Origin of the sequence: Neorhizobium descurainiae (assembly GCF_051400715.1) — a bacterium.
GTDB lineage: Bacteria > Pseudomonadota > Alphaproteobacteria > Rhizobiales > Rhizobiaceae > Neorhizobium.
Genome location: NZ_JBLFFK010000011.1, coordinates 1 through 14,151 on the forward strand (window position 1 = coordinate 1; position 14,151 = coordinate 14,151).

Here is a 14,151-nt window from a genome sequence, read left to right on the forward strand (position 1 = left end):
CAGCATCCGCCAACTTCTCTAGGAGGTCTCAGAACAAAGGACTTCGTCGCCAGCAGCGCCGCCGCCCTCGTCAGTGACACGGCTTATAGAGGCACACTTCACAGCAAGTCAACAGGGCTTTTTAAAAAAATGTCATTTTTCGTCCGGACAGCGAAACCGGCATCAAAAGCGGATAGAAAATGGGCGTAGATTAAGGAAGAGGCATATTTCGAATATCAAAAACCGCTTCCAAGCCCCTCTTTTCGATTGCTAGATAATAGCCGATTTCGGCATCTGGAGTATGACATGCTGGTACTGAACGAGGAACAGACGCGGGCCGCGCTCCCCTTTCCGGAGCTCATCGACGCGATCGAGACGATGTTCAAGGGCGACTGCGTGATGCCCGTCCGCCACCATCACGACATGGAGGTGCCGGGCGAAGCGAACGCCGTGATGCTGCTCATGCCGGCCTGGGTGCCGGGCGACCATATCGGCGTCAAGATTCTCAACCTCTTTCCGGACAATCATCTGCGCGCGCTGCCGACCATCATCGGCAGCTATCTCCTTTCCTCGGGCAGAACCGGGGAAATGCTGGCAATCGTCGAAGGTGGCGAACTCACCGCGCGGCGCACGGCCGCGACCTCGGCGCTAGCCGCAAGATATCTGGCGCGCCATGACGCCGAGGTCATGCTGATGGCCGGCACCGGCCGGCTGTCATTGAACCTGATGCAGGCCCATGCCGTGACGCGTCCGCTGAAACGGTTCCTGATCTGGGGCCGGAATGGGGAAAAGGCGGAGGAAACGGCAAAGGATGCGCGGGCGCTCGGCCTCGATGCGGCCGCCGTCGGCGATCTCGCAACCGCGGCCCGCGAAGCGGACATCATTTCCTGTGCGACGCTCTCCAGCGAACCGCTGATCCGCGGCGAATGGCTGAAGCCCGGCGCGCATCTCGATCTCGTCGGCGCCTTCAAGCCGAGCATGCGCGAGAGCGACGACGAAGCCGTGCGACGCTCGTCCGTATTCGTGGACGCGCGCGCCGGGGCGATGAAGGAGGGCGGCGACATCGTCCAGCCTCTGGAAAGCGGCGTTCTAACCAAGGACGGCATCAAGGCCGAGCTTGCAGAACTCGTCCGTGGAAAGCATCCCGGTCGCACCGGCCCCGACGAAATCACCCTCTTCAAGTCGGTCGGCGCGGCGCTCGAAGATCTCGCCGGCGCGATCCTCGCCTACCGCAATGCCAGAGGACAGGTTTCCCGCTGATGGCCGCTTCGCCCGAGGCGGGATCGATCACCGAAAGCCTGCCCACGCTGCCGGTCACCGCGGTTTTGGAAGACATCACCGAGGCCCTGGCGCGGGGTACACGGGCGGTGCTTTCCGCTCCGCCGGGCGCCGGCAAGACGACGCTCGTGCCGCTCGCCCTGCTCGACCAGGCCTGGTGCACGGGAAAGATCGTCCTGCTCGAGCCGCGGCGGCTCGCCGCCCGCGCCGCCGCCTCGCGCATGGCCTCCTTGCTGAACGAAACCGCCGGCGACCGGGTCGGCTACCGCATGCGGCTCGACAACCGCATCTCGGCAAGAACCCGGATCGAGGTCGTGACCGAAGGCGTCTTCGCCCGGATGATCCTCGACGATCCGGAGCTCGCGGGCATTTCGGCGGTGATTTTCGACGAATTCCACGAGCGCTCGCTGGATGCGGATTTCGGGCTGGCGCTGGCGCTCGACGTGCAATCCGCATTGCGGGAGGACCTCCGTATTCTCGTCATGTCGGCGACGCTCGACGTCGAGCGGGTCGCGGAACTGCTCGGCAGCTCGGGCCATCGGCCGGCGGTGATCAAGAGCGAAGGCCGGAGCTTTCCGATCGATATCCGGCATCGCGACCGGGCGTCGAACGAACGGACCGAAGACGCAATGACGCGCGCCATTCTCGAAACGCATGCGAGCGAGCCAGGCTCGATCCTCGCCTTCCTGCCGGGACAAGCGGAAATCCTGCGCACCGCCGAACGGCTGGGAGGCCGGTTCGGGCCGGAGACGACAGTCGTGCCGCTCTATGGCAACCTTTCCCAGAAGGAACAGGATCTGGCGATCAGGCCCGCTCCCGCCGGAAGCCGCAAGATCGTGCTCGCCACCTCGATCGCCGAGACCTCGATCACCATAGACGGCGTGCGGATCGTCATCGACAGCGGGTTGCAGCGCCTGCCCGTCTTCGAGCCGGCAACGGGAATCACGAGGCTGGAGACGGTGCGCCTGTCGCGCGCCTCGGCCGATCAGCGCGCGGGCCGCGCGGGACGTACCGAACCGGGCATTGCGGTCCGGCTCTGGCATCCGGGACAGACGGCGGCGCTTCACCCCTTCACTCCGCCGCAAATTCTCGCAAGCGACCTTTCCGGGCTTGCGCTCGACCTTGCCCATTGGGGCGTGCAGGATCCGAGAACGCTCGCCTTTCTCGACCCGCCGCCCGGGCCGGCCTTCAACGAGGCGAAGGCGCTGCTCACGGAGCTCGGCGCGCTCGACCCCCAAGGTGGCTTGACGGAGAAGGGCCGGCTGATGCGGGAGGTCGCTCTTCCTCCCCGGCTCTCGGCCATGGCGATCTCGGCGGCGGAAGAGGGCTTTGGCAGGCAGGCCTGCCTGCTGGCCGTGCTTTTGACCGAACAGGGGCTTGGCGGAAACGATGTCGACCTGGACGAACGACTGCGACGATTCCGCAACGAGCGCGGCGACCGGGCGGATTCGGCCCGCAAGCTTGCGGATCGAATCGCCTCCGGCCTGCCGAAAGGAAAGCAGCCAAGTGAACCCGTGCCCGCGGGCCGCCTCCTGCTGCACGCCTATCCGGACCGGATTGCGCTTCAGCGCGGCGGGCGCGGGCGCTTCGTCATGGCGAACGGCCGGGGCGCCGAACTGCCAGAGACGGAACGTCTCGCAGCTGCACAAATGCTCGTCATTGCCGATCTCACCGGCCGGGCAGCGCAGGCCCGCATTCTTGCTGCAGCGGAGGTAAGCCGGCTGGATGTCGAGACCGAGCTGGCCGGCGCAATCCGCGAGAGTAACGAATGTTTCTTCGACCGGGTCAGCCGGCAGGTGCGTGCCCGCAAGGTGACGCGGCTCGGTGCGATCATCTTCGAGGAAAAACCGCTCCCCCGCCCGACCGGCGAGCAGGCGGCACGGGCACTGGCGGACGGGGTACGGGAGCTTGGGCTGCAGGTCCTGCCGTTTTCGAAGGACGGAGCACAGTTGCGCGAGCGGATCGGCTTCCTGCACCGGTCGATCGGCGAGCCCTGGCCGGACATGAGCGACGAGGCGCTGCTTGCGCGTCTCGACGACTGGTTCGTGCCGTTCCAGGGTCAGACTCCGGGGCTCGATTCGATCAATCCCGGCAGCCTTTCGGAAGGCTTGCGGTCGCTCGTCCCGCACGAGGTCGCGCGTGATCTCGACAGGCTGGCGCCGACGCATTTCGAGGCGCCGACCGGCCAGCGGCATCCGATCCGCTACGACGGCGAGGAGCCGACGCTCTCCATTCGCGTGCAGGAACTGTTCGGATTGAAGAAACATCCCGCCGTCGCCGGCGGAAAGCTGCCGCTTCTGCTCGAACTCACCTCGCCGGCGCACCGGCCGATCCAGACGACGCGCGACCTGCCGGGTTTCTGGGCAGGGTCCTGGAAGGACGTGCGCGCCGAGATGCGCGGACGGTATCCGAAACATCCCTGGCCGGAGGATCCCGCAGAGGCTTTGCCGACGACGCGTGCCAAACCGCGCGGGACGTGACAGAATGCCGCCTGCGACCTTAAGCCGGGCCGGTTTATGAAGCAGGCACGGACAACAGGTCCGAAGGAGCAGGTTCAGGCAGTGAGCGTAGACAGTCCTTCCGTGCGTCATGCGCAATTCGGTCCCTCGAGCCGCCGCATCCGGCTCCAGACTTTGGTGCGGCTGCGCTGGCTTGCCGTCGCAGGCCAGACGATCACGGTCCTGATCGTCGGGCTGCTGCTGCGGTTTCCGTTGCCTTTGCAGGAAGCCGCCATCCTGGTCGGCGCGCTGGCGATCGCCAATCTCATCCTGCAGGCCTGGTTTCCGCCGACCCATCGCCTTGGACCGAGGGCGGCGCTGGCTCTCCTCGGCTTCGACCTATTGCAGATGGCGGCGCTGCTTTTCATCACCGGCGGGCTTGCCAATCCCTTTGCGCCGCTGATCTGCGTGCCGGTCATCATCGCCTTTGCCTCGCAGCCGCTGCGTCATTCGCTGGTGCTGATCGTCTTTGCGCTGATCTGCACCACGGTGCTCGCCTTCTCTCCCTATGACGTCCCCTGGTACGAGGGCGAAACGCTTCGCATCCAGCCGGTCATGCAGCTCGGCGTCTGGTGTTCGATCGCCTCCATGATGATGTTCGCGGCCTTCTACGCCTACCGCGTCAGCCACGAGGCGACGCTGCTTGCCGATGCGCTTGCCGCGACCGAACTGGTGCTGGAGCGGGAAAAGCATCTGTCGCAGCTCGACGGTCTTGCCGCCGCCGCCGCCCACGAGCTCGGCACGCCGCTTGCCACGATCAGCGTCGTCGCCAAGGAGATGGAACGCGAGCTTTCCGATGACGACCGATTCCGCGAGGATGTGCAGCTGTTGAGGAGCCAGAGCGAACGCTGCCGGGACATCCTTCGCCGGCTCACGTCGCTCTCGGCCGAAAGCGAGGCGCATATGCGGCGCCTGCCGCTCTCCTCGATGATCGAGGAGGTCGTGGCGCCGCACCGGCAGTTCGGCATCGAGATCGAGCTCGTCGAGAAGGACGACCGCGCCACGGAACCGGTCGGCAACCGCAATGCCGGCATCATCAACGGGCTCGGCAACCTGATCGAAAACGCCGTCGACTATGCCAAGAGCAAGGTGACCGTCACGGTCGAGCACGACGCGGAGCGGGTGGCGATCACCATCGAGGACGATGGACAGGGTTATGCGCCGGATATTCTTTCCAGGATCGGCGAACCCTATATGACGAAAAGACCCAGGGAGGACGAACGGGCTGGCGGCCTCGGCCTCGGCCTCTTCATCGCCAAGACGCTGCTCGAACGGTCGGGCGCCTCGATCCGGTTCGGCAACCGCGACAGCGGTGAAGCAGGCGCCCGCATTCATATCGAATGGCCGCGATCGGTCATGGAAACGCAGGATTCGAAGTGATTGCGCGATCGCGCCAACGGATCATAATGAAAAGGAATGCAGGTTCCCGAACAGGCCTGCGGAGAAGAAGAAGAGAAGATGGAAACGCACCTCGAAAAGACCAAGGATCATGTCGATCATGGACTGGGGCCTGATCCTTCCCTGCTGATCGTCGATGACGACGGACCCTTCCTGCGCCGGCTGGCGCGCGCGATGGAAAGCCGCGGCTTCGTGGTCGACACGGCGGAATCGGTCGCCGAAGGGATCGCCAAGTCGAAAGCCCGCCCGCCGAAATACGCGGTGGTCGACCTGCGCCTCGGAGACGGCAACGGTCTCGACGTGATCGAGGCGATCCGCCAGAGCCGTGAGGACACCAAGGTGATCGTGCTGACCGGCTACGGCAATATCGCCACCGCCGTGACGGCCGTAAAGCTCGGCGCGCTGGATTACCTCGCCAAGCCCGCCGACGCCGACGACATCTTCAGCGCGCTGACGCAGCGCCCCGGCGAAAAGGCGGACGTGCCTGAAAACCCGATGTCGGCCGACCGGGTACGCTGGGAACATATCCAGCGGGTGTACGAGATGTGCGAGCGCAACGTCTCCGAAACGGCCCGCCGGCTCAATATGCACCGCCGGACACTGCAGCGCATCCTCGCCAAGCGCGCTCCGAAGTGATCACATCTCTTCAAAACTCTTGCCGTTCGCCCATTCGGCCAGCATCAGCCGCTGGGCGGCGGCGCGCGAGAAATTGAGCGTCATCGCCTTGCGCGTGGCAGGCGGCAGCTTATGTTCCGGCGCGTCGCGCAGGAGATGTCCGCCATAAGCATCCGAGAGGAAGAGGCCGCAATCTTCCGGAAAGATGTCGAGCGGCACATCCTTTTGGGTCGCGAAAAACAGCCGGTCGCAATAGGCGCGGTATTCCGGCCATTTCCTGTCGACGCGAAAGTCTTCGATCGAAGTCTTGATCTCGACGATCCAGATCTCGCCCTTTTCCGAGATGGTGACCAGATCGGCGCGTCTTCCGCTTGAAAGGACGAGCTCCGGCAGGATTGCGTGGCGCATGTCGTGCAACAGAATCTGCATGCCCCTGCGCACCATCATGGCCCGCGCCGACTGGCGTCCATCTATTAACGGATTGTTACTGGCGACGTTGAGTATAGTCATGAATTCTCATTGCCGCTGCCGGTAATGTTGCAAAAACGCAATGGCAATTTTCAATTATGCGCCGACCCTCTGTGGACGCACTGCAGCGGCTTGCCAACCCCAATGTAATCGAAAATAACCGGTGATCAAAGGTGGTCACACACCTGCCTCAATCGATTCGTTCATCCCAAGAGATTTCCATGCGCTTCCGCAATAGCATGCTAGCACTCGGCCTGTTGGCGACTGCCGCCCTGGCCGGTTGCTCCACCACGGCTCCCGGAACCCAGGTCGCCGGCGCCACCACCTACACGGAACAGATCTTCACCGACTCCTACGGTTCCATCAAGGATGCCGGCTATACATTGCCGGCGATCCCGATCAACCGCGTCGACAAGAAGTTCGTCCGGCAGATCGTCAGCTACTCGACCAACGAGAAGCCCGGCACCGTCATCGTCAATACGCGCGAGCGCTTCCTCTATTATATCCTGCCGGGCGGCAAGGCCGTGCGCTACGGCATCGGCGTCGGCAAGCAGGGTTTTGCCTGGTCCGGCACGGCCTACGTCGCCTGGAAGCAGGAATGGCCGACCTGGCACCCGCCGAAGGAAATGGCCGCCCGCCGTCCCGACGTCGCCCGCTATGTGGAAGAGGGCATGGGGCCTGGTCTCAGCAACCCGCTCGGCGCCCGCGCCATGTATCTCTTCAACGAGAAGGGTCAGGACACGCTCTTCCGCCTGCACGGCACGCCCGAATGGAACTCCATCGGCACCGCCGCTTCGTCCGGCTGCATCCGCCTGATGAACCAGGACGTGATCGATCTCTATAGCCGCGTCCGGCCGGGGCGCAACACCAAGGTCGTCGTGATCCAGTAATCGCGAAAACCGATCAGAATCGAAAAGGCCGCCCGAGGGAATCTCCGGCGGCCTTTTCGTTTGGCTGTGAGGACGAGCATCTCAGTCTCGTCTTGCTGATACGCTCCACTTGCACGCCGTCATCCGGGCTTGTCCCGAGGATCTACGGTTGCCAATTTAAATTCAAGCCGTCGCAGACGCTTGGGACAAGCCCGAGTATGATGAAAGAACGGTTCTTTCCGCCGCTATACAACAATCAGCCGGCAAGCCTGGCCTTCAGCTCCTGCCTGCGGCGATGCAGCACCGGCTCGGTATAGCCGTTCGGCTGCTCGCGGCCCTTCAGCACCAGGTCGAGGGCCGCCTGGAACGCCACGGAACCGTCGAAATCCTTTGCCATCGGCCTGTAGAGCGGATCGCCCGCATTCTGCCCGTCGACCACCGCGGCCATGCGCTTCATGGTTTCGACAACCTGTTCCCTGCCGACCAGCCTGTGATGGAGCCAGTTCGCCATGTGCTGGGCCGAGATGCGCAGCGTCGCGCGGTCTTCCATGAGCCCGACATTGTTGATGTCCGGCACTTTCGAGCAGCCGACGCCCTGATCGATCCAGCGAACCACATAACCCAGAATGCCCTGGGCGTTGTTGTCGAGCTCGCGCTGGATCTCCTCGGGCGTCCAGTTCGGCCGCTGCGCCACCGGCACCGAAAGGATATCCGACAGCTTTGCCCTGGCACGGCTCTTGAGGCTCTCCTGAACGGCTGCCACGTCGATCTTGTGGTAATGGGTCGCATGGAGCGTGGCCGCGGTCGGCGACGGCACCCAGGCGGTGTTGGCGCCGGCCTTCGGATGAGCGATCTTCTGTTCCAGCATCGCCGCCATCATGTCTGGCATGGCCCACATGCCCTTGCCGATCTGCGCATGGCCGGAGAGACCGCATTCGAGGCCGATGTCGACGTTCCAGTTCTCGTAAGCCGCGATCCATGCGGCCTGTTTCATGTCGCCCTTGCGGATCATCGGCCCGGCTTCCATCGAGGTATGGATCTCGTCGCCGGTGCGGTCGAGGAAGCCGGTATTGATGAAGACGACGCGCTCGCGGGCCTCGCGGATGCAGGCCTTGAGGTTCACCGTCGTGCGGCGCTCCTCGTCCATGATTCCCATCTTCATGGTATTGGTCGGAAGGCCCAGCGCCTGTTCGACGCGGGAGAAGATCTCGCAGGCGAAGGCGATCTCCTCCGGTCCATGCATCTTCGGCTTCACCACATACATGGAGCCGGTGCGTGAATTCTGCAGGCGGCCGTTCGGGCCGATATCGTTGATGGCGATGAGCGCCGTCACCATGGCGTCCATGATGCCTTCCGGAACCTCGTTGCCATTCTGGTCGAGGATGGCCGGGTTGGTCATGAGGTGGCCGACATTGCGGATCAGCATCAGCGACCGGCGCTTCAGCACAAAGTTCGAACCGTCCGGCGTCTTGTAGTCCGTGTCGGGGTTGAGCTTGCGCGTAAAGGTCTTGCCGCCCTTGGAAACCTCCTCCGAGAGATCGCCCTTCATCAGTCCGAGCCAGTTGCGATAGACGACGACCTTGTCTTCCGCATCGACGGCGGCAATCGAATCCTCGCAGTCCATAATCGTGGTGATCGCCGATTCCAGCCAGACATCGGAAATCCTGGCCGGATCGTCCTTGCCGATCGGCGTCGTGGCATCGATCAGGATTTCGATATGGAGACCGTTCTTCTTGAGGAGCAGATGCGTCGGCTCGGCAGGTTCGCCGAGATAGCCGGCAAATTGGCTCGGATCGGAGAGTTCGACCGTCTTGCCGTCTTGAGCGGCGGCGGTGAGCTTTCCGCCGGTGACGATAAAAGAGGTCACCTGGCTCCAGCTCGCCCCGGAAAGCGGCACGGATTGATCGAGAAATTCGCGAGCCCAGGCGATGACCTTGGCGCCGCGGACAGGATTGTAACCCTTGCCCTTTTCCGCACCATCCGCCTCGGGGATGGCGTCCGTGCCGTAGAGAGCGTCATAGAGCGAGCCCCAGCGGGCATTGGCGGCGTTCAGCGCATAACGTGCATTCATCACCGGCACCACAAGCTGCGGACCGGCGATCTCGGCAATTTCCGGATCGACGTTTTCCGTGGAGACCGTGAAGTCCGGCCCTTCCGGCAGAAGATAGCCGATGTCACGCAGGAAGGCTTCGTAGACTGCAAGATCGGCCGGGGCACCGTTCCTGCGGTACCAGTCGTCGAGCTTTTCCTGAAAGGCGTCACGCTTCGAAAGCAGCCCGCGGTTTTTCGGCGCAAGGTCGTGGACGATCTTCGAAAATTCCGAGAAGAACCGGCCGGCATCGACACCGGTGCCCGGCAGAGCTTCCTTCAGCAGGAATTCGTAGAGCGTTTCGTCGATCGAGAGACCATTTTTCTGAATCCGAGCCATCGGCTTCTCCAATTTGCGATATTCCGGCAAGTCTCATTTGCGGGCCAAGAAATTGCAATCGCACAAATTTCAAATGACTTGTGCAATATCGGAGACAATCGCTGCCGCAAACAAGCCCCGTCCGGCCTATACCGCAACCTCGCCATGCCGTTCCCAATAGGGCACCGACCCGTAAAGCTCCGCGAGATATTCGATGAACGCCCGAACCTTGGAGGGAAGATGCCGGCGGCTCGGGTAGACTGCCGAAACGGAGACGTTCCTTGAGCCTTCATACTCCGGCATCACCCGCACCAGGCGCCCTTCCTTCAGCTCGTTGCCGATGTCCCATGTGGATCTCAGCGCAATACCAAGCCCTGCGATCACCGCTTCCCGGACCACTTCGCTCGAATTGGTGTTCAGCCTTCCCGCCGGTCGGTACACCAGAGGGCCTCGCGGACCTTCCAGCCTCCACGGTTCGCCATTGTGCGCCGTCAGACAATGATGGTGTGCCAGATCCTCCATTCCTTCCGGGAAACCATACCGTTCGATATAGGACGGAGCGGCACAAAGGATACGGCGAACCTGGACCAGCTTGCGCGCGACAAGGCTCGAATCCTTCAACTCGGAAATTCGAATGGCGACATCGTAGCCCTCGGCGATGATGTCGGTGAAATCATCCGAGAGCACGAGGTCGATCGAGAGATGCGGATGCGTCCGCATGAACGTCGGGAGATGCGGCGCTATGTGCATCCGTCCAAAGGAAGTCGGCGCGGAGATCCGCAGGTTTCCGGCGATCTCGGTCGACTTCCCCGAAACGAATTTCTCGGCTTCCTCGATGCCCGTCACGACATTCGCAATCCGCTCGTAGAAACCTTTGCCGGCGTCCGTCAAACCGATCTGGCGCGTGGTCCGCTGCAACAGACGTGCCCCAAGCTGTTCCTCCAGCCGCTTGATGCGCTTCGAAACCACCCCCGGTGAAAGACCAAGGCTCTTTGCCGTGGCCGACATGCTTCCCGTAACGACGACTTTGACGAAGATTTCCAGGTCGTCCAGATTGGTGATCACAGTGACTTGTTCCCGATCGGCATGAATGGCGGGCCACTATAGACAATATCGCAATTATGGCCCCGGCAACAGCGGCAAGCGTCAGGCAGCGGCAATCCTCGGCCGGCCGGTGGCCGTGGCAATGATGCGGGCTTCGATCAGTTTTCGTGCCCCTTCGATTTCCGGCGCATCCGCTTCTTCCGAAAGGGTGACGACCGCATCAGCCGCGCCGTCCGACTTCGCCTGGGCCAGCGCTGCGGCGATGGCATGCTGGCGGGCGACCGCCAGCGCCTCGCCCTCCCCGAGAACCAGCAGCCTCTCGCCGGCACCGGACACGACGAACCGCCCCTCTTCAGGCGACGTCACGACGATCGTGACGCTCGCCCGCACCTGTCCGACCACGGCGCCGATCGCATTGGCGACATCGGCATCGGCCGGGATGACCGGTTGCGCTCCGAGCATCTCCGCGACCGCCGGATAATAGACCGGTGCCGAAGCGCCGAGCCCGATCAGCGGCCGATCAAGCGAAACGGAAAACCGCGCGATGCCGGGCGTCCTCTTGAGTGCCCGGTCGACGGCGAGCGAAACCGCCGGATCGATCGCCTCCGCGCCGTCTTCCGCGAGGCAGGAGGCAAGCACCGCCTCGACCGACTGGCGCGTCAGCCGGCTCACGATCCTTTCCGCCAGCTCCTCCGGCGAAGCGGCTATTTCCCGCCCTGCACCGTTCTTGCGGCGAGCCGCCAATTCAAGCCCGAGACGGGCCGCATCCGCCCGCCATTGGTTCTGACGGCCAAGCACGTGCAGAGCATCCGAGGGCGTGATCCCCAAGAGATGCACAAGCCCGCGCGCCACGAGCCGATCGAGCAGCGCCCTCTGCGAATTCATCGTAAGGAGATCGTTGAGTGCCGTCGGCGCAGATCCGATTCGGGCATAAAGCGCCCGCTCCTGCGGCGGCAGGCCTTGCGCCATCGCATCCGGCACGCCGGTGCGGACTGCGAAACGGCCATCGCGGCGCCCGGCATGGCCGGCACGGAGCTGCTTTTCCAGCGTCGAGAGAATGGCGTCGCCATGCGTCATGGCCGCAAGGCTGAGCGGCAACAAGCGGCGAGGACCCAGCGTGAACCGCACCTCGAGGCCCCGGTCGTCGATATGCACTTCGGAATCGCCGCCAAGGCCATAGGTGCGCAGCGCCACCGCTTCCACCATGGTGCGATGGCCGCCGACCACGGCGCCTTCTTGCGCGAGCTTCGGTCGCCCGCCATCGAGAACCGCGACATCCGTCGTCGTTCCGCCGATATCGGAAACCACGGCGCGGTCGAGGCCGGTGAGATAGCTCGCGCCGACAAGGCTCGCGGCAGGGCCGGACAGGATAGTCTCGATCGGCCTCAATCGCGCCTCGGCTGCGGAGATCAAGGCGCCGTCGCCGCGCACCACCATCATCGGCGCGGATATGCCCCGGCTGGTCAGAAAACCTTCGCAGGAGCCGACCAGCCGGTCGATGATCGAAACCAGCCGGGCATTCAGCAATGTCGTCAGTGCCCGTCGCGGGCCGCCGAGTTTGGAGGAAAGCTCATGACTGCAGGTGACCGGCAGATGCGAGAGCTCCCGGATGCGATCCCTCACCCGGATTTCGTGAGCCGGATTCCGGACGGCGAAATAACCGGCGACGGCGAAGGAGGATACCGTTCCAATAAGGTCCGGCATGGCCTCTTCCAAAGCCGTCACGTCGAGCGCCGTTTCGTCGCCATGCACGTCGTGGCCGCCGGGCAGGAAGATCACGGGATCATCGCCAAGCGCTTCCGAAAGCCCGCCGCGGGTGAGATCGTCCGGACCGAAGCCGATCATGATCAGCGCCGCCCTGCCGCCCTGCCCTTCGACCAGGGCATTGGTGGCAAGCGTCGTGGAAAGAGAAACCAGGCCGATCTGCGATGCCGCAGCGGCGCTTCTTTCCAGTACCGCCTCGACGGCACCGGCGATGCCGACCGCCAGATCGTGCCGCGTCGTCAGCGACTTCGCCTTAGCGACGACGCCTTCCTCCTCCCGGAACAGAACCGCATCCGTATAGGTGCCGCCGGTATCGATGCCGAGAAGAAAGGGTGAGGCCACGCGGAAATCCTGAAGATCGTCTCAAGCGATCAATATCGCATGGCCGGCGGAGGTCAATTCGTCAGGAAAGACGCGTCGCGTCGCAGGCTGACCCGCATCGGCATTCCGTCGCGCGGCTGGGTGGTCAGCTTCTGCACGGGCCAGACCTTCGTCTCCGGCGTCACGTCGAAACGGTAGCGGTACATCAGCACGGCAAGCGCGATCACCGCCTCCTGAAGCGCAAAGGTCGCGCCGATGCAGGTGCGCGGGCCGACGCCGAAGGGCAGGTACTGGAAACGATTGATGCTGCCGCGGTTTTCCGGCAGGAAGCGCTCGGGCATGAAGGCGCGCGGCTTTTCCCAAAGAAGCTCGTGACGGTGCAGCGTCCAGGGCATGACCAGCACGGTGACCCCGGCGTCGATCTTCACGCTCTGGCCCTCGGGACTTGTCCAGGAATCGTCTTCGATCGCGGCACGATTGATGGACGGCGCCGGCGGATAGAGCCTCAGCGCCTCCTCGAACGACGCCCGCACCCAGGGCATCAGATCGAGCCATTCCACCGGCTCCGGGCCGGTCGCAAGAACCCGGTCGATCTCCTCTTCCATGCGCTCGCGCACCTGCGGTGACTGCGCGACGCAATAGAGCGTCCAGGCAAGCGCCCGGGCGGTGGTCTCGTGGCCCGCGCCGATGAAGGTGAGGATATTGTCCTCGATCTCGTCCATGCTAAGCCCGTCGGGGCCTTCGAGCTGCAGCAGCAGCGTCAGGAAATCCTGTGGGACCTTGTCCGGCTCGTCGCGCATCCGCCTCTGCCGTTCGATCATGGTCTCCGCCACGATGCCGCGGAACTTCTCGAGCACTTTCTTGCCGCCGATGCGGGTCAGCCGCGGCACCCAGGGCGGCGCGCGCATCAGGTCCATCGGGTCGATCCGGCCCATCCGGTGCAGGAGCGCGTCGACATCCTCGGAGACCGATTCCTTGTCGCCGGCTATCTCGCCGGAAAACAGCGTTTCGGACAGGATGGCATAGGTGAGGTCTGTCATGTCGACGGAAATGTCGAAGACCTTGCCCTCGGCGCCGGCCCCAGCATACCGCTCGGCGAACTCTTCCGCCTTGCTCAGCATCTGCCCGGCAAAGCCCCTGGAATGTCTCGGCGTGAAGACGGGCGCCATGGCCTTGCGCGACCGTTTCCAGACCTCGCCCTCCGCCGTCAGCAGACCGTCTCTCAGGATCGGACGCAGAACGAGCTGCCGGATCTCCGACATCTCGTAATTGCCGGCATTGTCCACCAGAACATGCCGGATGAGACCGGGATGATTGACGATGAGCGTGCGTTCCTTGAAGAACTTCGTCTGGATCCAGGGCAATGTGTAGGAAGGTTTTCCCCAGAGTTCCAAGGGGTTGCGCAGCGCGATCCAGATCACCTCGATGGGGGTGAGCAGCCGGTTCCGCGGCACCGGGGCCGGCGGAGTGAAGGGTTCGGGGCGCATGTCCATCGACAACCCTCCTCAGG

11 protein-coding genes are annotated in these 14,151 nt (G+C 63.6%); 6 read left to right on the forward strand and 5 right to left on the reverse strand.

What is annotated here, in order from left to right; translation table 11 throughout:
- The 5 genes from ACMGE0_RS18745 to ACMGE0_RS18765 all read left to right on the forward strand — a co-directional run.
- Positions 1–189: hypothetical protein (locus ACMGE0_RS18745; protein ID WP_436817393.1), on the forward strand; the 189-nt coding region annotated here is incomplete at its 5' end.
- A 96-nt stretch (positions 190–285) separates the two neighbouring features.
- Positions 286–1,239, forward strand: a complete 954-nt coding sequence (gene lhpI, locus ACMGE0_RS18750) for a bifunctional Delta(1)-pyrroline-2-carboxylate/Delta(1)-piperideine-2-carboxylate reductase (RefSeq protein WP_436817394.1) — start codon at positions 286–288, stop codon at positions 1,237–1,239.
- A complete protein-coding gene (gene hrpB / locus ACMGE0_RS18755; protein WP_436817395.1) occupies positions 1,239–3,737 on the forward strand; it encodes an ATP-dependent helicase HrpB in 2,499 nt (832 codons plus the stop codon). Before lhpI ends, hrpB begins: the two co-directional genes overlap by 1 nt.
- A gap of 36 nt (positions 3,738–3,773) precedes the next feature.
- Positions 3,774–5,135, forward strand: coding sequence for an ActS/PrrB/RegB family redox-sensitive histidine kinase (locus tag ACMGE0_RS18760; protein ID WP_436817396.1), 1,362 nt, complete (start codon positions 3,774–3,776; stop codon positions 5,133–5,135).
- Positions 5,136–5,213: 78 nt separating this feature from the next.
- Entirely contained in the window at positions 5,214–5,789 is a 576-nt protein-coding gene (locus ACMGE0_RS18765) for an ActR/PrrA/RegA family redox response regulator transcription factor (protein WP_436817397.1), read from the forward strand.
- Here the strand turns inward: ACMGE0_RS18765 and ACMGE0_RS18770 are convergent, their stop codons facing one another.
- Positions 5,790–6,278 (reverse strand): MmcB family DNA repair protein, encoded by a 489-nt coding sequence (locus ACMGE0_RS18770; protein WP_436817398.1) that lies wholly within the window; start codon positions 6,276–6,278, stop codon positions 5,790–5,792.
- A gap of 179 nt (positions 6,279–6,457) precedes the next feature.
- Between ACMGE0_RS18770 and ACMGE0_RS18775 the strand changes: the two genes are divergently transcribed.
- On the forward strand, positions 6,458–7,126 hold the full coding sequence (locus ACMGE0_RS18775; RefSeq protein ID WP_436817399.1) for a L,D-transpeptidase: 669 nt from the start codon (positions 6,458–6,460) through the stop codon (positions 7,124–7,126).
- Positions 7,127–7,361: 235 nt separating this feature from the next.
- Here ACMGE0_RS18775 and ACMGE0_RS18780 read toward each other — a convergent pair whose 3' ends face one another.
- From ACMGE0_RS18780 to ACMGE0_RS18795, 4 genes are all read right to left on the reverse strand, one after another.
- Positions 7,362–9,533 (reverse strand): malate synthase G, encoded by a 2,172-nt coding sequence (locus tag ACMGE0_RS18780; RefSeq protein WP_436817400.1) that lies wholly within the window; start codon positions 9,531–9,533, stop codon positions 7,362–7,364.
- A gap of 126 nt (positions 9,534–9,659) precedes the next feature.
- Entirely contained in the window at positions 9,660–10,574 is a 915-nt protein-coding gene (locus tag ACMGE0_RS18785) for a LysR family transcriptional regulator (RefSeq protein WP_436817559.1), read from the reverse strand.
- Between the two features lie 84 nt (positions 10,575–10,658).
- The gene (locus tag ACMGE0_RS18790) at positions 10,659–12,662 is read right to left on the reverse strand and encodes a hydantoinase/oxoprolinase N-terminal domain-containing protein (protein WP_436817401.1); all 2,004 of its coding nucleotides are present in this window, start codon (positions 12,660–12,662) and stop codon (positions 10,659–10,661) included.
- Between the two features lie 53 nt (positions 12,663–12,715).
- On the reverse strand, positions 12,716–14,134 hold the full coding sequence (locus ACMGE0_RS18795) for a cytochrome P450 (RefSeq protein WP_436817402.1): 1,419 nt from the start codon (positions 14,132–14,134) through the stop codon (positions 12,716–12,718).
- Between the last annotated feature and the right edge of the window lie 17 nt (positions 14,135–14,151).

Bases quoted from the DNA above. Each gene is read 5' to 3' on its own strand.
- ACMGE0_RS18795 (WP_436817402.1), bottom strand. From the start codon at position 14,134: ATGGACATGCGCCCCGAACCCTTCACTCCGCCGGCCCCGGTGCCGCGG.
- lhpI (WP_436817394.1), top strand. From the start codon at position 286: ATGCTGGTACTGAACGAGGAACAGACGCGGGCCGCGCTCCCCTTTCCG.
- ACMGE0_RS18765 (WP_436817397.1), top strand. From the start codon at position 5,214: ATGGAAACGCACCTCGAAAAGACCAAGGATCATGTCGATCATGGACTG.
- ACMGE0_RS18770 (WP_436817398.1), bottom strand. From the start codon at position 6,278: ATGACTATACTCAACGTCGCCAGTAACAATCCGTTAATAGATGGACGC.
- ACMGE0_RS18760 (WP_436817396.1), top strand. From the start codon at position 3,774: ATGAAGCAGGCACGGACAACAGGTCCGAAGGAGCAGGTTCAGGCAGTG.
- ACMGE0_RS18775 (WP_436817399.1), top strand. From the start codon at position 6,458: ATGCGCTTCCGCAATAGCATGCTAGCACTCGGCCTGTTGGCGACTGCC.
- hrpB (WP_436817395.1), top strand. From the start codon at position 1,239: ATGGCCGCTTCGCCCGAGGCGGGATCGATCACCGAAAGCCTGCCCACG.
- ACMGE0_RS18780 (WP_436817400.1), bottom strand. From the start codon at position 9,533: ATGGCTCGGATTCAGAAAAATGGTCTCTCGATCGACGAAACGCTCTAC.